The organism is Photobacterium aquae (assembly GCF_001029445.1).
Classification (GTDB): Bacteria; Pseudomonadota; Gammaproteobacteria; order Enterobacterales; family Vibrionaceae; genus Photobacterium; species Photobacterium aquae.
The window spans coordinates 20,640-46,184 of sequence record NZ_LDOT01000039.1 but is presented as its reverse complement, the minus strand read 5'-3'; the positions used below and the strand labels follow the sequence as shown (position 1 = coordinate 46,184).

Sequence of the window (25,545 nt, the reverse complement as noted above, 5' to 3'; positions counted from 1 at the left end):
GATTGAAAGTTTGTGACGCTTTTTGAGCGATTTATGAGTCATTAAATGGGGACTTAACTCTTGTTTAAAACTGTGAACAAACCATGATTTATTGTAGTTTCAGTGAATTTGAAAGTGTAGTGGAAAGATGAATTTGGTCAGCAAACTAGAGGATTACCATACTTGAGCTAATTCATGTTCTTCTAAATTAGCAAAGCCACTGACAAGGTTATGTCCAAACCTGAGTTTGCTCATTGAAAAAGATAGCCTGTAGACCTTAAACAGGCTTCCCTTGAGCAAAGAGACAGTTCTTGCTGGTTACCATCTTTCGTTGCATACGTTCCAGCCTCGCACATTTAAAAAGCCGACTTAGCTGTTGGTTTTTTATATCCAAATTATGTCTAATTGGGTATATACGTTTACCTTATGACTGTGCGAACAGCGAGTTAAGTTTCTATCTCAGAAGTACATGTTTGTGATGGCTTGTTGTGGGGCTGAGGACTGCGCGTTGGTTGTATACTAACAATTTGTGTGTAAGCGATGAGTATCTTGCCAGACTTCCAGATTCTTGGCTCTGTAGGAGTAAACAATGAACATAAATACCGTGAGGCTCGGACTTGCTGCTGCGGCGGCAATGAATATAGGTGGGGTGTTAGTCTTTTCGCGGGCCTTGAGCAATAGTGTGATCAACGAGTTTGACCCTGTTGTGATGTCTAATTTTGGCTTGTTGATGATTATGGTATGGGGGCTTGCCTATCTGGGGGCGGCGACGATAAAAGCCAATATCACATGGCTGGCGGGGGCATTTACCTTAGAGAAGCTGGTGTATGTTGTCGTTTGGGTAAAATGGATAGCGTCCAATAGCCTTTCTGCTGTCTATGATGCCGATTTGTTTGCGGGCATTTTCTATACCATCTACGGGCTCAATGATTTTGTGTTCATGCTGTTTTTCTTTTTTGTGTTCAAATCACAATGGGCAAAGAAAGATTGATCGTTTTAATGAAAATTGCCAGCTAATGCGCTTATACGAAATTAGCTGGCATAAAATATTATTGACTTTCTGTCTTCATAGATAAGCTATATTTCAAGCTCAATAGTGAAACTAACACCAAGCCATAGTAGCCCCAGTAGATACAGTAACCATTAACGTGGTAATAAACATCAAGCGCAGTGATGGCGATGATGGCGGAGAAGGCGAGTGATGAGATAATGGCAAATGCTTTTGTTCTCACTAATGCCGAGAGGATAAACAGCACGACAGAGATAACAAAAAAGGGTGTTATCTCCTCTAATGATTCGGCTGGGTATGTGTAGTAGTTGTAGTAATGTTGCGATGGGGAAAATATGCCCTCATACCACATAACCTTCCAAAAACTGCATGTGGAGTCGAAGCTCTGGGGGATCTCGTAGGCAATGGGCATGTACCACAGAAACAATGCGAGCAATCCGAGAACGACACCCTTTATCATAGATATTTTTTTCAATCGTTCTTTTTCTTTGAATTTTATAATGGCTTCATTTTCAGTGCTGGCGTTTACTTTGTAACAATAATCATATCCATTTTTAAGTAAATCATCAGATTGTTTTTCAGCATTGATATCTGCGGAGTCAATACATACAATCACATCATTATTTTTGAAAATTTTATATATTATCATTCGTGTTTTTAATGTCATAAAAAGATAATGGATAGTATGGCTAAAATATCTATATATCAATAAGTAAATGAAGTCGGAGACTAAATAATGCTAGCAATGTCATTATAATTTGCTGTCTATTGTTATTTTACTGACTTGATTAATCCATAATCAAAATAGGCGCATAAAATGGCTTCTATTCTTCGTTCGATTATTTCTTCTTGGTATGAGTAATATATGGCTTTGCTTTGTGGTGTCGAATTTTGTTTTTGTGTTTACAATAAATCACCATTATATAAACACCTTTAAAAACAACTGCTTGTAATATATCTATGAGTGTTTGGTAACGATTATTATTACCATTGATTGTGTTATTAATATCCCATTAATAATAAATGCCAAAATGGAATGTAAGATTCCACCTAGTGTCATTTTATAAATTGATTGTGGTCAACACAGTGGGTTGTAACACATATAGAGTTGTCAGTAGTGGTTGTCTGTTGAGCCTTGTTATTTGGCTTGGCGAGCTTGCTTAATTGATAGCTTTTGTAAGTGATACATAACAATAAGTTATGGCTTGCTTATTTTATCCGTGTTCTTTCCTGTCTAAAGCTATTAATTAAGCGCCACTATCTAATTCAAACCGGAAATTAGGAAAAACCATGAGCCAAAATGGTAAGTTAAATATTACGCGGCGCGATGCATTAAAGGGCGGCTCTGCACTGGGTGCATTGGCGCTGGCAGGAAACGCGCTGTCTTTGCCTTTCGCAACCAAGGCTGTAGCGAAAGAAACCCCAGCCAAGCCAGATGAGAAAATCGTCTGGTCGGCATGTACGGTGAACTGCGGCTCTCGTTGCCCGCTGCGCATGCATGTGGTTGATGGTGAGATCAAGTGGGTGGAAACCGATAACACAGGTGATGATGTGTATAACCACAATCATCAGGTGCGCGCCTGTCTGCGTGGCCGTTCTATGCGCCGCCGTGTTTACGCGCCAGACCGTTTAAAATACCCACTTCTTCGTGTAGGTAAGCGTGGCGAGGGCAAGTTCAAGCGTATTACCTGGGATGAAGCCTATGATCTGATTGGCGATAATCTGCAGCGTATCATCAAGGATTACGGTAACGATGCCGTGTACCTGAACTATGGTACGGGTACGCTGGGCGGTACCGTGACCAAGAGCTGGGATCCAAGTGCAACACTGGTTGCCCGGATGATGAACCTGTGCGGCGGTTACCTGAACCATTATGGTGATTACTCTGCGGCTAACATCGAATGTATGTCTGAGTACTTTTACGGTACATGGGTCGATAACAACTCGATTGACGATATCCAAAATGCCGATCTTTGCCTGATGTTTGGTAACAACCCGGCAGAAACACGGATGTCCGGTGGTGGCCAAGTCCACAACTATGTGGACGCGAAGAATATCAGCCAGACACGTACGATCTGCATTGACCCTCGATACACGGATACGGCGGCAGGCCGAGAAGATCAGTGGATCCCGATCAAGCACGGTACCGATGCGGCCTTGGTGGCAGCAATCGCGCATGTCTTGATCAGCAAGGACAAGGTCGATCAGGACTTCCTTGACCGCTACTGTGTCGGCTACGACCGCAAAACGCTACCGGCCTCGGCGCCGGAAAATGGCAGCTACAAAGATTACATCATGGGCACGGGCCCAGACGGTATTGCCAAAACGCCTGAGTGGGCACAGCCAATTACCGGTATTCCGGCTGATGTGATCACCAAGCTGGCAGTTGAAATCGGTGATGCTAAACGTATTTACATCACACAGGGTTGGGGCCTGCAGCGCTCAGCTAACGGCGAACAAGCCTGTAAGGCAATCATGATGCTGTCGCTGCTTCGCGGTCAGGTTGGCTTGCAAGGCGGTGGTACTGGTGCCCGCGAAGGTAACCATTCCTACCCGTTCCAGCGCTTCCCTAAAGTGCCGAACCCGATCACCGCGTCTATTCCTATGTTCCTGTGGACCGATGCGATTTTCCGTGGCACCCAGATGACCGATCTGACTGACGGCATCAAAGGGGTGAAGAAGCTAAACAACAATATCAAGTTTATCTGGAACTACGCAGGTAACTGCCTGATCAACCAGCATTCTGATATCAACCGTACTCACGATATTCTGCAAGACGAAAAAGCGTGTGAAATGATTGTGGTGATCGACAACCACATGACGTCATCAGCCAAATACGCCGATATCGTGCTGCCGGACTGCACCACCTCAGAGCAGTCTGACTTCTGTATGGACGGTGCTGCGGCATCTATGCCTTACTTTATTTTTGCCAGCCAGGCGATTGAGCCGCGTTTCGAGTGCAAGCCAATTTACGAGATCATGTCCGGCGTTGCCAAACGCATGGGTGTGTTTGACGAGTTCACCGAAGGCCGCACTCAGGAAGAGTGGCTGCAATGGATGTACGCCGAAACAGTTAAGCAAAATAACGATCCTAACTTGCCGGCATACGACGAGATGAGAAAGCAGGGGATCTACAAGAAGCAATTCGACCGTCCGCATGTGGCGTTTGAGGACTTCCGCCGTGATCCGGAGGCCAACCCGCTTCCGTCACCATCGGGCAAGATCGAAATATACTCGGAGACGCTGGCCAAAATCAGCGAGGAGTGGGAGCTTGACCCGGATGAGTCGATCACCCCGCTGCCGGAATATGTCTCGACCTTCAACGGTTGGGATTCGCCGGATCGCAAGACTTACCCGCTTCAGCTTACCGGTTTCCACTACAAGGCGCGTGCCCACTCGACCTACGGTAATGTCGATATCCTGAAAGCGGCTGCTCCACAGGAATTGTGGATCAACCCGGTAGACGCCACCGAGCGCGGTATTGAAAACGGCGATTTGGTCAGCGTACGCAGCAAGTTCGGCGAGATGAACGTTCGCGTGAAAGTCACGCCTCGCATTATGCCGCATGTTGTCGGTCTGGGTGAGGGGGCATGGTATGCACCGAATGCCAAAGGTGTTGACCAAGCTGGCTCGATTAACGTGCTGACCACGCAGCGTCCTAGCCCGTTGGCGAAATCCAACCCAAGCCATACCAACCTCGTTGAAGTGACGCTAATTAAGAAAATGGGGGCCAAATAATGAGCACCGCGAAGCAGTATGGCTTTTACATTGATTCCAGCAAGTGTACGGGTTGCAAAACATGCCAGCTTTCTTGCAAGGACAACAAAGATCTTGGCGTCGACCGCAACTTCCGCCGTGTGTACGAGTATGTAGGCGGTAACTGGACCGAGCAGGATGGGGCATTCCGCCAGAATGTGTTTGCCTACTACCTGTCGATTTCCTGTAACCACTGTTCGAACCCGGCCTGTACCAAAGTCTGCCCGTCGGGGGCGATGCACAAGCGCGAGGAAGACGGCTTTGTTGTGGTTGACGAAAGCGTCTGCATCGGCTGTAAGTCATGCCATATGGCGTGTCCTTACGGTGCGCCGCAGTACAGCGAGGAAAAAGGCCACATGACTAAGTGCGATGGCTGCTACGAGCGTGTCGCAGAAGGCTTGATGCCTATTTGCGTCGATAGCTGCCCGCTGCGTGCGATCGAATTCGGCCCAATTGATGAGCTGCGTGCGAAGTACGGCTCCAATGCCGATGTGGCACCTCTGCCAGACTCTCGCATTACCAGCCCGAATCTGATTGTTAAGCTGAACCCTAATGGTCGCCCAACCAATGACCGTACCGGTTTCCTCCAGAATCCAAGAGAGGTGAAATAATGTTATACGAAGCGCCATTAGTCGCCTTTACGGTTCTGGCCCAAACTGCGGTCGGTGCGCATTTGACCATGAACGGGTTCCAGACATTCAGCAAATTGCCTTCTATCTCTGAAGCGAGGATGAATATCGCCCGCTTTGCGGTGTTGGTTCTGATGGGGGTGGGGTTCATCTTTTCCACCACGCACCTGGGCAGCCCGCTGCGCGCCTTTAATGCTCTTAACCGAGTAGGCAGTGCCGCCTTGTCCAACGAGATCCTGACCGGTGCGGGATTCCTCTCTTTGGCGGGGTTGTACTGGTTGATGACGGTACTGAAGATCGGTAGCGAGGGGATCCGCAAGAGCATCAACGGTCTGTCGATTGTTGTCGGTGTGGTTTTCATGTTTGCGATGGCGAACGTATACCAGATCGAAACCGTACCGGCTTGGTACACGTCGATGACCACGGTGGCATTCTGGTTCACCGTGGTGACCTCTGGCCTGATGTTTGGTTACACCCTGCTTAATGTTCTGAATGTGTCGGCAGAAGGGATCAACCGCAGCATGATGTGGGCTGGCGTAACGCTGATCGCCCTCAACATTGCGTTTGCCGTGATGCATACCTTGTATTTTGCCGGGATCTCAACGGCTATTCACAGCGGCTTGCAGCAGATCACCCAGCTATCAGGCTACGTTGCCGGGCATGTAGTGCTGTTGGCTGCGGCCGCGGCGCTATGGCTGTATGCCGAGCTGTTTGCTGCGCCGGAACGCCAGAAGAACCTGTTCGTGGTCATGGCCTTTGTCGTGCTGTTCGTAGCCGAGATCCTTGGCCGCAACGTGTTCTATGGTATGCACTTTACCTCTGGCTTGTACTAACAGCCATGAGCGGGCGGGGTAGCGGTGCTATTCCGCCCGATTTTTTTGATATTACCCACCAGACATCAAAGGTACGTCATGCAAATTAGCCAGCTTGAACAACAAGATCTCAGCGTTGTACTCAAATTGTTCGGGGCGTTGTTTTACTACCAGCCCAAAGATTATGCTGCGGCTAATCTGGATGCGCTGCTCCACAGTGTCGATACGCCTGTTGCTGCGTTGAACGAGGTGCTTGCCCGTTTTTCTGCTGAGGATCTATCCATGTTGCAGCTCGAACACGACCGTTTGTTTTCGGGGATAGGCGAGATGCCTGCTCCGCCGTGGGGCTCTGCGTATTTGGATCGGGAAGCGGTGCTGTTTGGCGAATCCACTATTGTTTACCGGTACTTTTTGCAGCGTTGCGGCTTTGTGCTGGACTCGGCGCAGCGTGAGCCTGAAGACCAGATCGGGCTGATGCTGATGGTGCTCGGGATGTTGCTTGAGTCGGGCCGCGAGGAGCTGGCCCGAGAACTGTTGGGCGAACACCTGATGACATGGTTCGGCTTTTTTAATCGGCGTTTTGCGGTTGCCGCCGCCCAGACCCCTTATGCCTTACTAGCTGAGGTAACGGCGGATGTGCTGGGAGCACTGTGCGATCATTACCACGTTGTGGTGCCAACCAAGCGAGATTATCTGGATGCCGCACTCTGAAGTGATTGATCATAGCAAGCGTCGGCTATTCGGGCTCTGCCGCCCGGCCGTGCAACCGCGAAGCGAGCCGCGTATGAACGCGCGTCCGCCTTTTGCGGTTGAGGAGTCGATGTTTGTTCGCCTGTGCGATGGTTGCGGCCAGTGCGCGGCGGCATGCCCCAATCAAATTATCGAAATGGCAGGGGGCGTGGCAGCCATTGATATTAGCTATGCTTTTTGTGACTTGTGCGGGCAGTGCCAGCAGGCCTGCCCGACGCTTGCGCTGTCCGGCCAAAAGATCAGTACGGGGTTGGTGGCGACGGTATCCAATAGCTGCGAAAACCTCTACGGCTACTGCGGTAGTTGTGAAGACAGTTGCCAATACGGGGCATTAATATGGCAAGACGATGCCAAGCCGTTTATTGATGCCGATAAGTGCAATGGTTGCGGGCAATGTGCCCAAAGCTGTTATACCAGCATGATTAGCTTTCAACTCAAACGATAAATATACCCAAGCACCATCGTATTTATGAGGCTTATTTAAGAGCCGCAAGTAATAAGATATGAGGTTGCTTGGTATGTTTGTTTTTAATTTCTCCCTCTTATAAATTATCGATGTTTTTGTCTTGTTGAGCTTTTAGTTTAATCATGATTTTCATGACTTTTAGCTGCGCAGTTATGGTTTTTATTTATATATCGTCTCTGTTCTTCCATGGAAATTATGGTGTTTAAGACAGTTTTTATGAGCTGAAGAGCCTCCTTCTATTTCTCTCTATACTTAATAATCATTCTCATCAACAGCTTATCTCATTCCATAAAGACATAAAAATACAATATTAGATTGATGTTTTATGTGTTTATAGAGCATTTCCTCAGGAATAATATGGCCAATAAGAGTCATATTAATAACTCTCTTTATTTGAAGTGGCGCATGTGATCTTATTTTTCCGATAATGATCCATGCGGTTGGGTGTTGTCTTTAAGATTTTGTACTGAAGGGTCTGAATATAATATTTGGGCGGTCTTGCATGTTTTTTAGATATTCCCATTTATACATTCTTATTGAGTTTAAATAGAAATATTTATATTTCTTTAAATGTGACTGAAAAAAGTAAATTAATAAATAGAATGTGTTTGGAGTATTTATGTGCAAAGACTGTGGTTGTTCTTTAACTGATCATCATCACCACGATATAGTCCAAAATCCGCAGCTAAATGATAAGAAAACGCTGAGAGTTATCCATAAAATACTCGATAAAAATGATCTCGAAGCGGCGCACAACCGCCAGCATTTTGAGTCGCACGGGGTCTCGGCATTCAATTTGATGAGCAGCCCGGGCAGCGGCAAGACGACCCTTCTTGAGCACTTGCACCAACACACCTCACTACGTTATGCCGTGATTGAAGGCGATTTGGAAACCTCGCGCGATGCCGATCGCTTGCAGGCTCAGGGTATTGCTGCCTACCAAATTCAAACCGGATCGGCCTGCCATCTGGATGCGTTTATGGTCCACGGCGCGCTGCATCATCTCCCGCTGGATAATCTGGATATCTGCTTTGTTGAAAATGTCGGCAACTTGGTTTGCCCTGCCAGTTACGATGTGGGTACCCATAAGAATATTGTTTTGGTTTCGGTTCCCGAAGGCGATGACAAAATTGAAAAATACCCGGTGATGTTCCGCCGTGCTGATCTGGTTCTGCTGACCAAGTGCGATTTGCTGCCGTATTTTGATTTCAGTGTCGAGGAAGCACGCGAGCAGGTTGCAAAGCTCAACCCCAACGCCGTGGTTCTTGAAGTGTCGGTAAAACAGCCCGAGACATTGGTCCCTGTTGTGGATTGGCTTAACAGCCAGATTCAGTGAGGAGGCACTATGTGTTTGTCAGTGCCATCGAAAATTATCGCTATCGACGATGATGATCTGAGCGTCACGGTTGAATCGCTCGGGGTGCAACGCAAAGTCAGCCGTCATTTGTACATGGAGCCATTGGCGATCGGCGACTATGTCTTGATCCACATCGGTTTTGTGATGAATAAGATCGACAAGGCCGATGCCGAGCTAAGCCTTGCGCTCTATCAGGAAATGATTGATAAGCTCGAGGATGGAAACGAACCATGCTCGATATAAAGCAGCTTTATGACGGTTTCCGCAATCCGGAAACGGTGCGTCATCTGGCGCGTACCATCAAGGATGAGGCCGAGGATCTTGCCGCCCCGCTCAATATCATGGAAGTGTGTGGCGGTCATACCCATACCATTATGAAGTTTGGCCTCAAGGCGCTGCTGCCCGATAACATCCAGTTCATCCATGGTCCAGGCTGTCCGGTGTGCGTCATGCCCAAAGAGCGGATTGATCACGCCGTGACGCTGGCAATGCAGCCGGATGTGATTCTGGTGACGCTGGGGGACATGATTCGGGTGCCGGGCTCGCAGGGGAGTCTGGCCCAATGCCGCGCCCGTGGCGGCGATGTGCGCCCCCTCTATGATCCGCTCGATGCATTGCGCATCGCGCAGGACAACCCAACCAAAACTGTCGTTTTCTTTGCCATCGGTTTTGAAACCTCAACCCCGATGACTGCCGTGCTGTTGCAGCAGGCCGAGTCACGCGGGGTCACCAACTTGCTGTTCCATATCAACCATGTCTTGGTGCCCCCTGCCGTCAATGCGGTAATGGATGATCCCCAAGTGCAGGTCAATGCCTTTATCGGCCCGTCGCACGTTAGCGTGATTCAGGGGGCGAAGATTTACCAGCCGCTGGTGGATAACTTTGCCACTCCTGTGGTTGTGGCGGGGTTTGAGCCGGTCGATGTGATGGAGTCGGTCTTGCGTCTGGTTCGGCAGAAAGTGGCCGGCGAGGCGAGGGTCGATATCCAGTATAGCCGTGCTGTTAGCCCTGATGGGAACGTTCCAGCCCAGCAGTTGGTGAATACTTACTTTGAAACCCGCGACGCGTTCCGCTGGCGTGGGTTGGGGCCCATTGCCCATTCCGCACTTCGCCTCAAGCCCGAGTATGCCCATCGTGATGCCGAACGTCAGTTCGGTGCCGTTCTTACCGATCGCGAAATTGACGACCACAAAGCGTGCCAGTGCGGCGATATTCTCCGTGGTCTTGCCAAGCCCGCAGACTGCCGAGTGTTTGGCCGGGGATGCACCCCGCAGCGCCCGCTTGGCAGCTGTATGGTGAGCTCGGAGGGAGCCTGCAACGCCTATTACCGATATCAAGGAGTGCTGAATGAAAGATAAATATATCCAACTGAGCCACGGTGGCGGCGGCGAAGAAATGAACCAGTTGATCAAGGGAATGTTCTTTTCTGCGTTCGACAATGAGGTCTTGCGGCAGGAAGAAGACGCGGCGGTATTGTCGCTGTCGAACCAGACCGCTTTCACGACCGATAGCTTTACGGTGTCACCGCTGATTTTCAACGGTGGCGATATCGGCAAACTGGCGGTGGCCGGTACCGTCAATGATCTCGCGATGATGGGGGCCCAGCCGCTCTATCTCAGCTGCAGCTTTATTTTGGAAGAAGGGTTGGCGATTGAAACCCTCGGCACCATTGTCGAGAGCATGGCCAAAGAGCTTCAGGTCAGCGGGGCGCTGGTTGTGTGCGGCGATACCAAAGTGGTGCCGCGCGGTTGTGCCGATGGCATCTTCATCAATACCGCAGGCTTGGGCCAGTTGCGGCGGCCGGGCATTTCAGCCCATCAGATCCGCGAAGGGGATGCCATTATCGTGTCGCGCGATATTGGCTGCCACGGCGCAACGGTGCTGATGAACCGCGAGGGGCTGGAACTGAGTTCGGATCTGCAAAGTGACTGCGCCACCTTGTGGCCGGTGGTCGAGGCATTGATTGCGGCGGGCATTGATATCCATGCCATGCGCGATGCGACCCGGGGCGGTCTGTCGGCGGTCGTCAATGAATGGGCCCGTACCGCTGGTATCGGTATCACGCTGGATGAAAAGGCGATTCCGGTTCGTGACGAGGTGCGGGGCCTGTGTGAGCTATACGGCATGGAACCGTTTGATCTCGCCAACGAAGGGACGTTCGTTCTGGCCCTGCCAGCCGAGCAGGCCGAAGTGGCACTGGCCGTGATGCGTCATTTTTCTTGTTGCCCAGAGGCGGCGGTGATTGGCTGTGTGGACCAGCGCCAGATTGGCCGGGTTCTGCTGACTACCCCGTGGGGCAGCCTGCGCTACCTTGATGCCCCGCAGGGGGAGCTGTTACCGAGGATTTGCTGATGCATGAATACTCTATTGTCAGCGCGCTGATCGACCAGTGTGAACGCCATGCCCGCGAGAATCAGGCGAACCGAGTGACACGGGTCGCCATCAAGGTCGGCCAGCTTAGCGGCGTGGAGCCTGCGTTGTTGGAGACGGCGTTTGAGACGTTCAAGCAAGAAGGGGTATGCCGCGATGCCGTGCTCGAGATGCAAATTCAGCCTCTGGTGATCCGCTGTCGTGAATGTGGGCATGAATCGGTGATGGAGACACGGCAGGTGATCTGCCCGCACTGTAACAGTCGGGATACCGATGTCATTGATGGTGAGGAGCTGCTGCTGATGCAGCTGGAGCTGGAAACCTGAGCCCTGCAACATGACGGGTTTACTCTCGTCTTTTTTTTCGCATGAGATTCCTTGGGCCGTCTGCCTTATCGGGCTGGCGGCCATCGATACCACAGAAACAACCAACCCATAATAATAAGGATGAGCAATGGATACACATGCTGCCCTCTACGAGCTGGGTAAGGCCCGGCTAGAACAGCTGCGCCAACTCCCCAGTAATAAACAACAGCCTTTGCAAGAGCGCTTGGCTGAAAATGGTATTAGCCGCCGGGAATTTCTTGTGTGGAGCGCGACCATGACGGCCGCGTTGGCACTGCCTATGCCCTTTAGCTCGTTGGTGGCCGAGGCTGCCGAGCTGGCAGATCGGGTACCTTTGATCTGGCTGCACATGGCCGAATGTACCGGGTGTTCAGAGTCCTTGATCCGTTCATCAACCCCGGATGTCAGCACGCTGATTTTTGATCATGTGTCGCTTGAGTATCAGGAGACCTTGATGGCCGCAGCAGGCTGGCAGGCGGAAGAAAACCTTGATGCGGCGATGCGCAACTACAAGGGCCAGTACCTGCTGGCAGTTGAGGGTGCTGTTCCGACCGCTAACGGGGGGGCTTTCCTTACCTTGGGCTGCAAAGGTCGTACTGGCTTGGAGATGGTGCAGGAGGCTGCGGCAGGGGCGGCAGCCATTATTTCGGTTGGTACCTGTGCGTCGTTCGGCGGGGTACAGGCCGCCAAGCCTAACCCAACTGGTGCCAAAGGTGTCCATGCCGTGGTTGACCGCCCGGTGATCAACCTAGGTGGTTGCCCGCCGAGTTCTTCGAACATTGTCGGCACCCTGATGTATTTCATCATGTTCGGCAAGTTGCCGGCCCTTGATACTTTCAACCGTCCGAAATGGGCTTACGGGGCCCGAGTGCATGACAACTGCGAACGACGCGGCCATTTTGACGCCGGTGAATTTGTCGAAGAGTTCGGTGATGTCAGTGCAGAGAACGGTTATTGCCTATACAAAATGGGATGCAAGGGGCCTTACACCTACAACAACTGCCCGCAGGTGCGTTTCAACAACCATACCAGTTGGCCTGTTTTGGCCGGTCACGGCTGTATTGGTTGCTCCGAGCCGGATTTTTGGGATGACATGGCGGATTTCGAAAAGCCGCTGGGCCGCCAGCTGTTGCATGGTCTGGATGCGACGGCGGACACTATTGGGGCCGTCACCCTTGGCCTGACCGCGGTAGGAATTGGCGCTCACGCAGTGGGTAGCTTCTTTGCCGGTACGTATAACGATGAGGACAACTAAGAATGAGCAAACGTGTTGTAATTGACCCTATCACCCGCATTGAAGGGCACCTTCGCATTGAAGTCGAGGTCGACGAGAACAATGTGATCGAAAAGGCGTGGGCGTCTTCGACCTTGTTCCGCGGGCTGGAGATCATCCTCAAGGGCCGTACGCCGTTTGACGTCGGTTTGTTGGTTCAGCGCATCTGCGGTGTTTGTACCTTCTCGCATTACCTGTGCGGCACCATGGCGGTGGAAAATGCCATTGGCGCGGCCGTTCCGATGAATGCCCAGTACTTGCGTTCGATGATGCTCGAAGCACTGCACATGCATGACCATATCGTGCACTTCTATATCCTGCACGGCCTCGACTGGATAGATGTTGTTTCTGCCCTGAAGGCGGATCCAGCCAAGGCCGCCCAGGTAGCAATGAAGTATTCCGATACCCCGATGGCTGCCGGTGAAGGCGAGCTGCGTGCGGTGCAAGAGAAAGTGAAGAAGTTTGTCGATACCGGCAAGCTTGGGCCATTTGCCAATGCCTATTGGGGGAACCCGTCGTATTCGTTTACGCCGGAGCAGAACCTGATTGGTTTGTCTCACTATTTCAAGGCGTTGGAAATTCAGCGTGTTGTGGCCGAAATGATGGCGATTTGGGGGGGCAAGAACCCGCACCCGCAATCGGTAGTGGTTGGTGGGATCACCTGTGTCCGTGACATGATCAACCCAGCAAGGCTCCAGGAGTGGGAACAGCGCAGGGCCACGGTGGTGGAGTTTATCGAGCGTGCCTACCAGGCTGATTTGATCATGGCGGCTGACGCCTACGGCAAAGAGACCTCGGTGCTCGGCGGTGTCAACGTGCGCAACTTCATGTCGACCGATGATGTACTGGTTGGCCAGAACCAGCACCTGTTCAAGAGCGGTATTGTTCGCAACGGCGACTTGGCCAATGTCGAGGATATCGACCCGTACAAGATCGAAGAGGATGTCACTCACTCTTGGTATAACGCGGCGCACCCGCAGCATCCGCTTGATGGAACGACGATCCCCGAGCATACCCCGTTTGTCGAGCGCGATACCGTTTATGGCAAGCTGCCGACGGTTGACGGCGAGGGCAAATATTCATGGGTGAAATCCCCGCGCTATGCCGGAGAGCCGGTTGAAGTCGGCCCGCTGGCCGCCATGCTGGTGAACTACGGCCGTGGTGTGCCGGAGGTCGTCGAGGTTGTCGATGACTTCTTGGCCCGTACCGGGTTGCCGAAGGAAGCCTTGTTTACCACGTTGGGCCGTACTGCGGCTCGTATGCTGCATACCTTGGTGCAGGCCCGTCATGGTAACCGTACCTTTGATGCCCTTGTCACCAATATCCAGTCTGATACCTCGACCTACATTGCGCCGGATCTCGATGCAGCTAAGGAGTACAAGGGCTTTGCGATGATCGAAGCGCCGCGTGGCCTGCTGAGCCATTGGATTCGTATCAAGAATGGTTTGGTCGAGAACTATCAGGCCGTGGTGCCGACCACATGGAATGCCGGCCCGCGTGACGGCAATGGCAAGGTGGGCCCGTACGAGGCTTCTCTGGTTGGCCTGAAACTGGATGATCCGACCAAGCCGTTGGAGATTTTGCGGGTGATCCACTCCTTTGACCCGTGCATGGCCTGTTCGGTACACGTGATGGACTACAAGGGCCAGTCTCTGAGCCAGTTCCGTATCGATCCTAACGCACTGTAAGGAGTTCGCGATGAGTACCGAAGAAGTTCTCTATAAACGAGAGCGGGTCTTTTCTGTTGTTATCCGCGTCTGCCACTGGCTGCGGGCCTTGGCGATTACGGCCTTGGTGATCACGGGTTTTTATATCTCGTGGCCGTTTTTGGTCGCACCGGACAGCAGTGACGTGCTGGTCAATGGTTGGATCCGTTTTGCCCATGAGGTGTTTGGCTTCATGCTGGTGGCAATCACGATGGCCCGGGTCTACCTGTTCTTCTTTAGCCGCAGCAATGTGGAACGACGTTCTATCAGTGATGCCCTGAGCACCAAGAGCTGGCTTCAGCAGATCAAGGCGTATTTGTGGATGGGCAAGCCGCCGCACCACGGTGCCTACGGTCCGTTGCAGCTGATGGTGTATGCCGGTATTTCGACATTGGCCATCTTCATGTGCGTAACGGGGTTGATGCTGTATGACAACGTTTATCACGGTGGTCTGGCGGCCTTGCTGCTGCCGGTGACGGACTACCTGACTCGCCTGATGGGTGGGCTCGCGAATGTTCGTTTGTGGCACCACTACGTGACATGGGCCTTCATCATCTTTGTGTTTATGCACATCTACATGGTGGTATGGACCGGGATCCGCTTCCGTAACGGTTCGGCCGACTCGATCCTGTCCGGTTACGATTACAAATCCGTCCGTAAGGATCACGCTGAATGAAGATATTGCTGCTTGGTATTGGCAATGTCTTGTACGCCGACGAAGGAGTCGGCGTACACTTCGTCAATTATATTGCTGAAAATTACCGCTTTAGTCATCCCGAACACCAAATCGACACCTTGGACGGCGGCACGCTGGCTCAGGGGCTGACGCCGATCCTGTCCCGCTATGACCACTTGGTTGTGGTGGATACCGTCAATGCCGCCGGGGTCGAGCCCGGTCAGGTCTATTACTTCAACTTTGATAATGCGCCGCCGGAAATCGACTGGCAGGGCAGCGCCCACGAAGTGGAAATGCTGCAGACCCTGATCATGATGGAGATGGTGGGCGATCGGCCGGATACCTGGATTGTCGGCGTGGTGCCGACCGTGCTGGAGCCTATGCATTTAGGTCTGACAGGAAAAATTCAGGCGGCGATCCCGGTGATGGAAAAAGCCCTGCTCGACCATATGGGCTCGCTGGGTATTGAGTGTCGGCGGGTTGCCGATGTCGATATCAATGCCTTGATCCCCGATTCATTCAAACGCGGCTAATGTCAGGTGTCCTATGAAGCTAATTCGATTTTCTTTTGCCTGTTCGCGCAAGGTGCCGTTCTACGCCCAGTTGTGCAACCACTACCTTGATTATCCTGAACTGCAGGTCACCATCGCTTGGCACAACAGCTGCTTTATTCTCGAAGCAGAGGGCAACCAGAGCCAGTTGGAAGCGTTGGCTGCGTCGGTTGCCAAGGATTTCCTTTACTCAATCTGGTTGACGGATGCCAAGATGGAGGAGGTCGCGGAGCGGATCGGCAGCCGCAGCGCTCTCAGCCACCTCATGGTGCAATTGCCGTTCTGCAACCATTGCCATCCGCAGTTTTCCGACAACCAGTCATCCCTGTTTGGCCAAATGGCGCTGGAATGCCCGCTGTGTCATGGTGAAAAGCACGTACCCGGCGAGGTTTCGCTGGGCGGCTTGCAGGAGCTGGCTGCCCAGTTGCGCCGTTGCGGTGAGGCGAAACTGATTTGGGCAGGGCACCGCTATGATTTCCGGACCACGCCGTTTGCCGATGGCCTGCGGGCGCAGGTTCTGGTGTGCAACCCCAATCGGCTTTCTGCCCATTTTGCGGCAGATCACCACCATGTCTTGGCGTTATCGAGCTTGGAAAAGCCGCGGGTTGCGTTGCGTGCCAAGGAGGATCACCAAACATTGGTGCATACCCTATATGATGTGCGCTTTGCTTGGAGCCGGGCGCTGTCTGTTTTGGCCGAGGTGCTGCGCCAGCAGGGGATGGACTATCTCTTTTACCACACCAGCGATGCCAAGATGGCGGTAGCTTGGGTTAACGGCCAGTGGAGTGAGCTGGCTTACGCCTCGCAAATGCCGTTGCCCAACCCGCTGTTCGGGATCAAGGAGCCGCTGCATGACAGCGCGACAATCCGTGGTTTGCGTGCCGACTGGCACAAGGGCAAGGTTAAGGGCAAGGTGATGTTTTCGTCGCATACCCCTGACACCTCAGGGCGGGAAACCCATGCGCTGTGCGCGCTTCATGGTGGCAATATTGAATCGGGCGTGTTGCGCAATAGTGCCGTGGTGTATTTTAGCGACCAGTCCCCCGGTCAGCTTGCCGTTCTCGATCACCGCCTGAATACCGAGGTATTCTTTATGCTGCGCCCATTGCCCAAAACGGGGGAGCAGTTGCTTCACGAGTTGGAGACGCGGGGGCGTAGCGAGCTGGTTGGCCGCTTCACCACCGAGTACCCCGATGCCATGGCTGAGATGGCCTATACCTTGTTTCAGGGCGAGCGCGATAACCTCACCACCTTGTTTGCGGCAGCCGCCTGTGTGATGGGGCTGGCGTCATCGGGGTTGTCGAAGCAGCAGTTGGCCGATCGGGTCGTCGCGGCGGCGTTGGCCTACCGTGGCAAGAATGCGCACCGTATTGATTTTGCCTTTGATGAATCATCGCCGGTAAGCGGGTTGGATTTCTACCAGACTCTAGCCAGTATCATGGCCTTTCGGCTTGCCACCAACGGGGATGACAGCCTAGTGCCCAAGTTGGCGTTTGGGATCATGGATTCTCTGGCTGACTATCTGGCTACGTGGATCGAGCACCTCGACGGCAAGCATGGTATCGAGCAGGTCGTGCTGGCGGGTAATGAAATGGGCAACGAGTGCCTTGCCCAGCGTATCGCGGTACGCGTTGGCAAGAACTTCTCCCTGTTCGCCAACCGTCGCCTGATGCTCGATGGCAGCAATCTTAGTGTCGGTGCCTTGTTGCTCAAGCAGCGTCGCCGGAGATAAGCACGATGGCTGTAGCAACAACAATTCGCCATTGTGAGGTGAAAATCCAAGGCATTGTGCAGGGGGTCGGCTTTCGGCCTTTTGTCTATCGCGTGGCAAAGGGTTTTGAACTGGATGGCACGGTGCTGAACAACGCGCAGGGCGTGACGATTCACCTTCATGGCAGCGCGGCATCGGTTGAGGCTTGCGTTGCGGAAATCATTGCCAATCCGCCGCCGTTGGCCCGCATTGACGGTTGTACGGTAGAGGATCTCGCCCAATGGCTACCGGTTGACGGTTTCCATATCATCGGAAGTGATGAATCTTCTGCGGGGGCTACCGTTGCGCTGTCGCCGGATATGGCAACCTGTGAGGACTGCCTTGCTGATATGGCCGATCCGGCCAGCCGTTTTTATCGCTATCCCTTCACCAACTGTACTAACTGCGGCCCGCGTTATTCGATTATTCGCCATCTACCCTATGATCGGCAGGCGACATCCATGGCGGGTTTTGCCATGTGCCCGGATTGCGCCCGTGCCTATCATGACCCGCTGGATCGCCGTTATCATGCCCAGCCGATTAGCTGCCATCATTGCGGGCCCCAGTTGCGCTATTTGACAGTCGACGGCGCGGTAACGGGCTCAGAAGAGGCCGCTTTGAGCGAGGCAATCACGGCGTTATCACAGGGAAAAATTATCGCCGTTAAAGGATTGGGTGGTTTTCATTTGATGTGCGATGCCACCAATGATGCCGCCGTCCAGTTGCTCCGCGCTCGCAAGCAACGCCCGGCCAAGCCGTTGGCAGTGATGGTGAAGGACGAGGCGATGGCTAGGCAAATTGTCGTTGGTAACAGCGATGAGTGGCGGACACTGGGCAGTGCCCGTCGGCCGATTGTCCTGATGCAAAAGCAGCCGCACCCGGTGTGCGCGGTGGCTGATAGTGTGGCGCCGGATATCGACACTCTTGGCTTGTTCTTGCCTTATACCCCCTTGCATACCCTGCTTCTGGAAGGCTTGGCGACGCCGCTGGTGGCAACCTCGGCCAATATCAGCGGGGAGCCTATTCTCACTGATTATGAGTCGGTGATTGGTCAGCTGGCACAGGTGGTTGACGGCATTTTGGACCATGACCGTCCTATCGAGCACCCGTGTGACGATAGCGTCGTGCAGGTCATCAACGGTCAGGAGATGGTGCTCCGACTCGGGCGCGGGTATGCCCCGTTGAGCTTTTCCCTGCCCGAACCGGTTGACCGCACGGTCTACGCAGCCGGGGCCCAGCAGAAAAACAGCTTGGCTGTCGCGTTCGAGCGGCAGGTTCTCGTCAGCCCCTATATTGGCGATCTCTATACCTTGGCCAGTGAGCAGCACTATCGCCAAGTCTCCGATTTTCTTATTCATTGCTACGGTTTGACACCAGAAGTCGCGGTGCACGATTTGCACCCTGATTATGCCTCGACCCAGATTGCTCAGGCGTTTCCTGCGGCGCATCTCGCGGTGCAGCACCACTATGCGCATATTCTCGGCCAGTTGGCGATCAACCAACGGACCGCGCCTGTGCTGGGGTTTGCCTTTGATGGTACCGGGCTGGGTGATGACGGCAGTGTGTGGGGATCTGAGGCGATGGTGGCCGATGTTCATGGCTATCGGCGTGTCGCCAGTCTTAAGCCTTTCTTTTTGATAGGCGGTGACAGTGCAGTCAAGGATCCGACCCGGTTGATGTTGGCTCTGCTGTTCGAGCGGTTCAGCGCCGATGAGGTTGTCGCGATGGAGTTGGAGGCTCTTGATGGCGTAGACCCTCGCTGGATACGAAACCTGCACCGGTTATGGGCATCCAAGGCGGCCTGTGTGGCCTGTAGCTCGATGGGACGTCTGTTTGATGCCGTTGCCCGGTTGTTGGGCTTGGTTGGTCAGACCCAGTTTGAAGGGGAGGCCGGAATGAAGCTTTCCGCGCGGGCGGCACTGGTGGGCGCGGCTGATGGCAATGGCCAATGCGAAGAGGCACGGGCGGCGTTTGAATTGCCGTTGGTGGCGTTTGAAGGGCGTGAAGTGTGGGATACGCAGGCGTTGTTTGGGCAGATCGTCGCGGCGGTCAACGCGGAGCCCTTATCGCATGCACGGACGGCCTCTATTGCTTTGGGGTTTATTCAGGCTCTGGCCGATGCTGTTTGCCAGCTATCCGTTGCACATTATTCCCAAGCCAAGCGGGCTGGGGGGGAAAAAGAAGAGCAGCCTTGTATCGCTTTGTGCGGCGGGGTGTTTCAAAACAAATTGCTGTATGCCTTGTGCCAGCAACAACTTATCGCGTTGGGCTTGCCGGTTCTGCCTTGCAGGCAACTCCCGGTCAACGATGCCAGCATTGCGCTGGGCCAACTCTGGTATGGAATTCACAATGAACAATAATACGTTCCCATTCGTGGTGAAACGAAAAAACAACGGGACGCAGGCCAGAAGACGATCGGCACTGTGCTCCGCCCTTTCTGTGTCGGTGCTATTGAGCGGTGCGGCTTGGCACCCGCTTGCGTGGTCTGCGGTATCGGATCATCCGGCAGCCTCTGTGCAGGCCACGGACGGTTATGATCAGCCAGTGACACTTTCGCTGGGGGATGAGCCGGAGGCCGGTTTCGATCCCATTTATGGTTGGGGCCGATACAATAATCCTTTGATCCAATCGGCTTTGCTCAAACGCAACGGCGAGCTGAATGTGGAAGGGGACTTGGCGGAGGGCTGGACGCTCTCCCCTGACAAGAAGGCGTGGACAGTCACACTCCGTCCCGGCTTGGTATTTAGTGACGGTAAGCCCCTGACGGCGGAGGATGTCGCCTTTACCTATCGTACGGCCCAGTCGGCCGCGACGCTCTATGATTTGAGCAACCTTGACCGGATAGAGGTTAACTCACCGGAATCGCTGACCTTCTACCTCAAGCAAGCGGATATTCTATTCGCGGATACGCTGGCCTCGCTGGCTATTGTGCCGCAGCATGCGTACGGGGCGGATTATGCGCAGCATCCGATTGGCTCCGGCCCGTATCAGTTTGTGCGCTGGCAAAAGGGACAGCTTCTCGAATTGGTGGCCAATCCCCTGTATTACGGCCCCCAGCCTCATCTCCGCCATCTTATTATCGTTTTTAGCGATGAGGAGAGCCGCTACACCCAGTTGCTGGCCCGTCAGCTCGATCTTGCTGCGATCCCGCCGCAATATGCACGTAATCTTCCGGGAACGACCAAGTTATGGAGTATCACCAGTGTCGATAACCGGGGGATCGCCTGGCCGATGGTGCCTTATGACGGCCATAGTATTGGCAATGATGTCACCAGTGACAAGGCCATACGGACAGCGATCGATGGAATCATTGACAGGAAGCTGCTGGTCGGCGCCTTGTTGGATGGCCACGCGAGGCAAGCATACTCGATAGCCGATGGTCTGCCGTGGAGCACAGAACCGGTTCACCGCCATACCTCTTTGGATCAGGCTAAGGCGCAACTGGATGCGGCTGGCTGGCAGGTTCAGCCTGACGGTGTTCGGGCCAAGAACGGGGTGAGGGCTGAGTTTACGCTCTATTACAAATCCGGCGACAGTATTCGCGAGCAACTGGTGCTGGCCGTGGCGCAGATGATCAAACCGCTGGGCATTGCCGTCAGGACTAAGGGAACAAGTTGGGAGAATATCAGCAAGGTGATGCACCGTTCCCCAGTGCTGTTCGGGTTTGGGGCGCTGTCGCCAAGCGAGATGCGCTACACCTACCATAGCCGTTTTCGCGGAGTGGATTTCTACAATAGCGGGTATTATAGCCGTCCCGCCGTGGACCGCGAGCTGGATGCGGCCCAGTCATCGCCGTCGTGGCTGGAGGCGATGCCCCATTTCCAACAGGCCCAGCAGTTGGTCTATCAGGATGTCCCTTGGACGTGGCTGGTGAATTTGCAGCATTTGTATGCGGGCAATCCTTGCCTTAATCTGGCTTCGCCGATGGTTGAACCCCACGATCACGGCTGGCCCTTGACGAATAATATTACCGACTGGACGTGGGAGTGCTCGGCCCGGCCATGATGTTTTCGATATTCAGGACCAGTATCAGGCTGGGGCTGCAGCTCCTGCTGGTGGTTGTGCTGGCGTGGGGGCTGCTTGCCTTTTCCCCGTTGGATCCTGTCACCCAGTACCTTGACGGCAATGTCTTTGCCGCATCGGCGGCGCAGAAAGCGCTGTTGGCCGAGCGGTTGGGGCTGAGCGGGTCTGGTGGTGTGCCTGATGGTGGGTCTAGTGGCGTGCACTGGTGGCCGGTGGTCTCGCAGTGGCTGGCGAACCTTATTCGCGGGGATATGGGATTTTCTAATCTCTACCGTCAGCCAGTGCTGGATGTGCTGTGGGCGCGGGGACAGCTCTCTTTGCTGCTGATGGGATCAAGCTGGCTGCTTGCGCTGTTGGTGGGGTATGTGTTGGGCTTGCTTGCCGGTCTTTTTTCCTACCGCTGGGTCGACAGTATCATCCGCACTTTTGCGTGGGTGCTGGCTGCCATTCCGCCGTTCTGGCTCGGAATGGTGATGATCGCCCTGTTCGCGGTGAAGCTCCAATGGGCTCCCGCGTGTTGTGCCGCCCCGTATCATAGCAGCTTTGGCGATCAGGGGATGGCCAGCATGTTATTGCATCTGGTCTTGCCGATGACCACGCTGGCATTGGTCTACATGGCTCCACTGATATTGCATACCCGGGAAAAGGTCATCGATGTATTGGCTGATTCCCCGGTGCAATATGCGCGTCTTCATGGCCAAAGTGTCATGGCGCAGATCCGCTTCCATGTTGTGAAAAACAGTCTGCTTCCAGCCCTTGTGCTTCATCTGGCCTGTTTTGCCGAGTTGTTCAGCGGCTCGATCTTGGCTGAGACGATTTTCAATTACCCGGGGTTAGGGCAGACGCTGGTGAAAGCAGGATTGGCGAACGATGTTGCCCTGTTCATGGGGGCCACCCTAATCAGTGCCGTACTTGTTTTTGTCGGCAATATGGCAGCATCGCTGTTTGCCGCCGGGTTAACGCCGGGAGTGCGGGGGTGAGTGCTGTGTTATGTCTCCGTAAGTTACGTTTGATGGCGTGGCCGCTGTGGGGCGCGATATTCTTGGTTGTAATAGCGGCGCTGTGGCCTCAGTCTGGGCTGGAACTTAATTTGCTGGCCCGCAACATGCCGCCTAGTTGGCTGCACCCCTTCGGAACTGACTGGCTCGGGCGGGATATGCTGACTCGTAGCTTGAAGGGCTTGCTTAACAGCCTTTTTCTGGCTTCTGTGGCTGTGGTGATCAGCAGTATGCTGGCGATGGTGCTTGCTTTGGCCTCGACGTTAAATCGTTGGATCGGCAGTGGTATTGAGTTGTTGGTCGATGTCTTCTTGTCTTTGCCGCACCTGCTGCTTTTGATTTTGTTGTCGTTGGCCTTCGGTGGCGCGTCATCGGGGGTGGTGGCCGCCATTGCGCTGAGTCATTGGCCGCGCCTGACCCGCTTGCTGTTGTGCGATATGCAGGCCGTGACGCATTCGACGTATTATCAATTGGCCCAGCAGTTTGGTCAGCCCAGATCCCATTTGCTGCTCCGGCATATCGTGCCTCATGTTGCCCCTCAATGGCTGACCGGGGCATTGCTGATGTTGCCCCAGGCCCTGTCACACATGGCGGGATTGACGTTTTTGGGGTTTGGCCTTGAGCCCTCAACACCGTCGATGGGGGTGATATTGTCTCAGGCCAGTCGTTATCTTCTTGCCGGTGAATGGTGGCTGGCCGTGCTGCCCGGTGCCTTGCTGGTGGTCTGTTTGTTGTTGCTGTCGTTGCTGACCCAGCGAGTCAGCCTGCTGATCCGCGGGCAGTGCTCACCGTTGTCATTATACCGTTCGTCTTTGTCCGAGAATCATTATGCTGCACGTTAATCAACTGGCCATTGCTGCCAATAATGGGGGAACATATTTGCTCCACCCGCTGAGCTTTACCTTGGCGCAGGGAGAAATCGTCGGGGTTATTGGCGAGAGCGGAAGCGGCAAGAGCCTGTTGGCACATGCCATGCTTGGTCATGCCCCCAAGGGTTACCGTTTGCAGGGGGATATCCAAGGTGTCGGCTCGGTGGCACTCTCGGCCCAGTCGGCGTCGGTGTTCGATCCGCTCAAAAGTGTCAGACAACATCTGTCACGTTGGCTGTTGCGTTCGTCTTGCCAAGAAGAGAGTACGGCATCCCACCACCGCTGGAGCACGTTGGGTATCGATCCTGAGATTGCGGGTAGCTACCGTCATCAGCTCTCTGGCGGCATGGGCAAGCGGGCCTGCTTGGCGCAGGCACTTGTGCAGTCCACGTCCTATATTCTGGCGGATGAACCCTGCGCCGGTTTGGATGAGGTAGGCGCACAGCGTACTTACCGTCAGTTGCGCGATAAAGCCGATAGCGAACACCTTGGGCTGCTGATCATCTCGCACAATTTGCGCCAGCTGCTGACGTGGGCCGATCGTATTTTGGTTCTGCGCCATGGTCAGTTGGTTGATGTCACGACCCCAGCAGCGATAAGGCGGGGGGACTGTGCCCCGTACAGTCGGGCGCTTTGGGAGGCATTGCCGGAAAACTGGGGGGAAAGCCATGTTGATGCTGCGTAATGGGGTGGTTTGCTATCAGCGAAACCGTCTTTCCCTGTGTGATCTTTCACTGGCTCGTGGCGAGGTGGTGGGATTGTCCGGGCCGAGTGGCGTAGGCAAGTCGACTCTGGCCAAAGTGCTGGCGGGGATCCAGCCGCTAAGCAGCGGCATATTGTCGGTTCCTGAGCGGCAAAAGGGGCAGGCGAATCCCGTTCAATGGGTGGCCCAGCAGCCGGAATTTGCCTTTAACCCGTATTTGACCGTGGGCCAGTCGTTACGCGAGAGCTGGCGATCAGAGGATTTTTTCGCCTTGCTGGATGATTACCGTATTTGCCCGAGTTGGCTGGAGCGTTATCCGCAGCAGTTGTCCGGCGGGCAACTGCAACGGCTCAATGTCGTTCGTGCTTTGATCCCGTCAACCCAGTATCTGCTGTGTGACGAAATATCGGCCCCGCTCGATCTGCTGACCCAAAAGCACCTTTGGCAAACCTTGCTGGGCCATTGCCGGGCGAGGGAATTGGGCGTACTGGTGATTTCCCATGATCGTATGCTGTTGGGCCAAGTTTGCGACCGTCTACTGAGCTACTGAATTGGGGCCTTCGTCTTCCGGTGAATGCCGGCTTGTAAGGGGATTGGGATATTATCCGTTGTTATTCGAATGCCCTTTCTTTTTGTCGCAGGAACTCAATCAGGGTCCGGACGCGTAATGGCATCAGGGCCTTTTCCTGATATACGGCATAGATAGGGATCGCCAAGTCATGCACATCGGGCAAAAGGCGGGTTAGCTCTCCCCTTGCCAGCTCGTTCTTCATCATGAAGCTGGGCATAATCGCAAAACCCAGATCATTTAAGACAAACTCTTTCACCGTGGCGGAGGTGCGAACTTGTACTTTCGGGCTGTGGGGTAATCGGGTAATCGTCCCTTGGTTGTTGGTCAGGGTCAGTTGTTTGTCGCCGTGGACGATGTGATGGCTTATCCAATCAAGTTGCAGCAGATCTTCCGGTTTGGTGACGGGGGCAACCTTGGCGAGGTAGGCAGGGGAAGCGCACAGCATATCGCGGAAGTAGCCGAGCTTGACCGCATACAGGCTGGAATCCTCCAAGGCTGAAGAGGCACGCAGCGCAATATCACAGCGTGATTCAATCAAGTTGCTATAACTGTCGCTTTCAACAATATCCAGTTTGATCTTGGGGTAGAGGTGGAGAAATTCACTCAGGATATCGACCATTGCCGAGCTGGGGGTCGATATCCGGATGATACCGCTTGGGATCTGGTTGGTGTCTTGCGTCTCTGCATTGGCCTCAAGGGCGATCTCTCCAATCAGCTTACATTTGTCGTAGTAGCGGGCTCCGGCATCAGTTAGCGACAGTGAGCGGGTTGTACGGTGCAATAGGCGGGTATTCAAGGATTGCTCGAGCTTGGAAACAATTTGGGAAACCCGTGCCTTGCCGATATCCAGCTCTTCGGCAGCTAAGGTAAACGACTTTCGTTCCGCGACTTTGGCAAAAACCATCATGTCATCAAGTGAGATCATAGTGCGCATTGTTTAGCTTTAGTTAACA

Annotated in this window: 24 protein-coding genes; 22 read left to right on the top strand and 2 right to left on the bottom strand. The window is 53.6% G+C overall.

All coding sequences use genetic code 11. The features are described 5' to 3' along the window. Positions 1-568 precede the first annotated feature (568 nt). A complete protein-coding gene (locus ABT56_RS20795; protein ID WP_047880846.1) occupies positions 569-970 on the top strand; it encodes a hypothetical protein in 402 nt (133 codons plus the stop codon). A 58-nt stretch (positions 971-1,028) separates the two neighbouring features. Here the strand turns inward: ABT56_RS20795 and ABT56_RS20790 are convergent, their stop codons facing one another. Next, a complete protein-coding gene (locus ABT56_RS20790) occupies positions 1,029-1,655 on the bottom strand; it encodes a hypothetical protein (protein ID WP_047880845.1) in 627 nt (208 codons plus the stop codon). Positions 1,656-2,278: 623 nt separating this feature from the next. On the opposite strand from ABT56_RS20790, the gene ABT56_RS20785 reads away from it, so the two are divergent. The 21 genes from ABT56_RS20785 (at position 2,279) to ABT56_RS20685 (ending at position 24,571) form a co-directional block, all read left to right on the top strand. After that, on the top strand, positions 2,279-4,726 hold the full coding sequence (locus ABT56_RS20785; protein WP_047880844.1) for a DmsA/YnfE/YnfF family dimethyl sulfoxide reductase: 2,448 nt from the start codon (positions 2,279-2,281) through the stop codon (positions 4,724-4,726). After that, the gene (locus ABT56_RS20780; protein ID WP_047880843.1) at positions 4,726-5,355 is read left to right on the top strand and encodes a DMSO/selenate family reductase complex B subunit; all 630 of its coding nucleotides are present in this window, start codon (positions 4,726-4,728) and stop codon (positions 5,353-5,355) included. Before ABT56_RS20785 ends, ABT56_RS20780 begins: the two co-directional genes overlap by 1 nt. Beyond that, the gene (locus ABT56_RS20775; RefSeq protein ID WP_047880842.1) at positions 5,355-6,206 is read left to right on the top strand and encodes a dimethyl sulfoxide reductase anchor subunit family protein; all 852 of its coding nucleotides are present in this window, start codon (positions 5,355-5,357) and stop codon (positions 6,204-6,206) included. Before ABT56_RS20780 ends, ABT56_RS20775 begins: the two co-directional genes overlap by 1 nt. A 78-nt stretch (positions 6,207-6,284) precedes the next feature. Continuing rightward, positions 6,285-6,896: a molecular chaperone TorD family protein gene (locus tag ABT56_RS20770; RefSeq protein ID WP_047880841.1), complete on the top strand. Its 612-nt coding sequence runs from the start codon at positions 6,285-6,287 to the stop codon at positions 6,894-6,896. Beyond that, positions 6,883-7,380, top strand: coding sequence for a 4Fe-4S binding protein (locus ABT56_RS20765; protein ID WP_047880840.1), 498 nt, complete (start codon positions 6,883-6,885; stop codon positions 7,378-7,380). The genes ABT56_RS20770 and ABT56_RS20765 overlap by 14 nt, the downstream gene beginning before the upstream one ends. 640 nt (positions 7,381-8,020) lie before the next feature. Continuing rightward, positions 8,021-8,737, top strand: coding sequence for a hydrogenase nickel incorporation protein HypB (gene hypB, locus ABT56_RS20760; protein ID WP_047880839.1), 717 nt, complete (start codon positions 8,021-8,023; stop codon positions 8,735-8,737). Positions 8,738-8,746: 9 nt separating this feature from the next. After that, positions 8,747-9,001, top strand: a complete 255-nt coding sequence (locus ABT56_RS20755) for a HypC/HybG/HupF family hydrogenase formation chaperone (protein WP_047880838.1) — start codon at positions 8,747-8,749, stop codon at positions 8,999-9,001. Beyond that, on the top strand, positions 8,989-10,116 hold the full coding sequence (gene hypD, locus ABT56_RS20750; protein ID WP_047880837.1) for a hydrogenase formation protein HypD: 1,128 nt from the start codon (positions 8,989-8,991) through the stop codon (positions 10,114-10,116). The genes ABT56_RS20755 and hypD overlap by 13 nt, the downstream gene beginning before the upstream one ends. After that, positions 10,106-11,110: a hydrogenase expression/formation protein HypE gene (gene hypE / locus ABT56_RS20745; RefSeq protein ID WP_047880836.1), complete on the top strand. Its 1,005-nt coding sequence runs from the start codon at positions 10,106-10,108 to the stop codon at positions 11,108-11,110. Before hypD ends, hypE begins: the two co-directional genes overlap by 11 nt. Beyond that, complete coding sequence (hypA, locus tag ABT56_RS20740; protein WP_047880835.1) at positions 11,110-11,454, top strand: hydrogenase/urease nickel incorporation protein HypA; 345 nt, start codon at positions 11,110-11,112, stop codon at positions 11,452-11,454. Before hypE ends, hypA begins: the two co-directional genes overlap by 1 nt. 127 nt (positions 11,455-11,581) lie before the next feature. Further along, positions 11,582-12,727: a nickel-dependent hydrogenase small subunit gene (gene hyaA / locus ABT56_RS20735; RefSeq protein ID WP_047880834.1), complete on the top strand. Its 1,146-nt coding sequence runs from the start codon at positions 11,582-11,584 to the stop codon at positions 12,725-12,727. A gap of 2 nt (positions 12,728-12,729) precedes the next feature. Next, positions 12,730-14,433, top strand: coding sequence for a nickel-dependent hydrogenase large subunit (locus ABT56_RS20730; RefSeq protein WP_047880833.1), 1,704 nt, complete (start codon positions 12,730-12,732; stop codon positions 14,431-14,433). A 10-nt stretch (positions 14,434-14,443) separates the two neighbouring features. Next, positions 14,444-15,127, top strand: coding sequence for a Ni/Fe-hydrogenase, b-type cytochrome subunit (gene cybH, locus ABT56_RS20725; RefSeq protein ID WP_047880832.1), 684 nt, complete (start codon positions 14,444-14,446; stop codon positions 15,125-15,127). After that, positions 15,124-15,660, top strand: coding sequence for a HyaD/HybD family hydrogenase maturation endopeptidase (locus ABT56_RS20720; RefSeq protein ID WP_047880831.1), 537 nt, complete (start codon positions 15,124-15,126; stop codon positions 15,658-15,660). Before cybH ends, ABT56_RS20720 begins: the two co-directional genes overlap by 4 nt. Before the next feature lie 13 nt (positions 15,661-15,673). After that, positions 15,674-17,410: a Kae1-like domain-containing protein gene (locus ABT56_RS20715; protein ID WP_047880830.1), complete on the top strand. Its 1,737-nt coding sequence runs from the start codon at positions 15,674-15,676 to the stop codon at positions 17,408-17,410. Positions 17,411-17,415: 5 nt separating this feature from the next. Further along, positions 17,416-19,788, top strand: a complete 2,373-nt coding sequence (gene hypF, locus ABT56_RS20710; RefSeq protein WP_047880829.1) for a carbamoyltransferase HypF — start codon at positions 17,416-17,418, stop codon at positions 19,786-19,788. Beyond that, a complete protein-coding gene (locus ABT56_RS20705) occupies positions 19,778-21,433 on the top strand; it encodes an ABC transporter substrate-binding protein (protein ID WP_084722446.1) in 1,656 nt (551 codons plus the stop codon). Before hypF ends, ABT56_RS20705 begins: the two co-directional genes overlap by 11 nt. Continuing rightward, entirely contained in the window at positions 21,430-22,431 is a 1,002-nt protein-coding gene (locus ABT56_RS20700; RefSeq protein ID WP_047880828.1) for an ABC transporter permease, read from the top strand. Before ABT56_RS20705 ends, ABT56_RS20700 begins: the two co-directional genes overlap by 4 nt. After that, positions 22,428-23,291, top strand: a complete 864-nt coding sequence (locus ABT56_RS20695) for an ABC transporter permease (RefSeq protein WP_240478374.1) — start codon at positions 22,428-22,430, stop codon at positions 23,289-23,291. The genes ABT56_RS20700 and ABT56_RS20695 overlap by 4 nt, the downstream gene beginning before the upstream one ends. Beyond that, the gene (locus tag ABT56_RS20690; RefSeq protein ID WP_047880826.1) at positions 23,278-24,003 is read left to right on the top strand and encodes an ATP-binding cassette domain-containing protein; all 726 of its coding nucleotides are present in this window, start codon (positions 23,278-23,280) and stop codon (positions 24,001-24,003) included. The genes ABT56_RS20695 and ABT56_RS20690 overlap by 14 nt, the downstream gene beginning before the upstream one ends. Next, a complete protein-coding gene (locus ABT56_RS20685) occupies positions 23,987-24,571 on the top strand; it encodes an ATP-binding cassette domain-containing protein (RefSeq protein WP_047880825.1) in 585 nt (194 codons plus the stop codon). Before ABT56_RS20690 ends, ABT56_RS20685 begins: the two co-directional genes overlap by 17 nt. Before the next feature lie 61 nt (positions 24,572-24,632). Here the strand turns inward: ABT56_RS20685 and ABT56_RS20680 are convergent, their stop codons facing one another. Further along, entirely contained in the window at positions 24,633-25,517 is an 885-nt protein-coding gene (locus tag ABT56_RS20680) for a LysR family transcriptional regulator (protein WP_047880824.1), read from the bottom strand. Between the last annotated feature and the right edge of the window lie 28 nt (positions 25,518-25,545).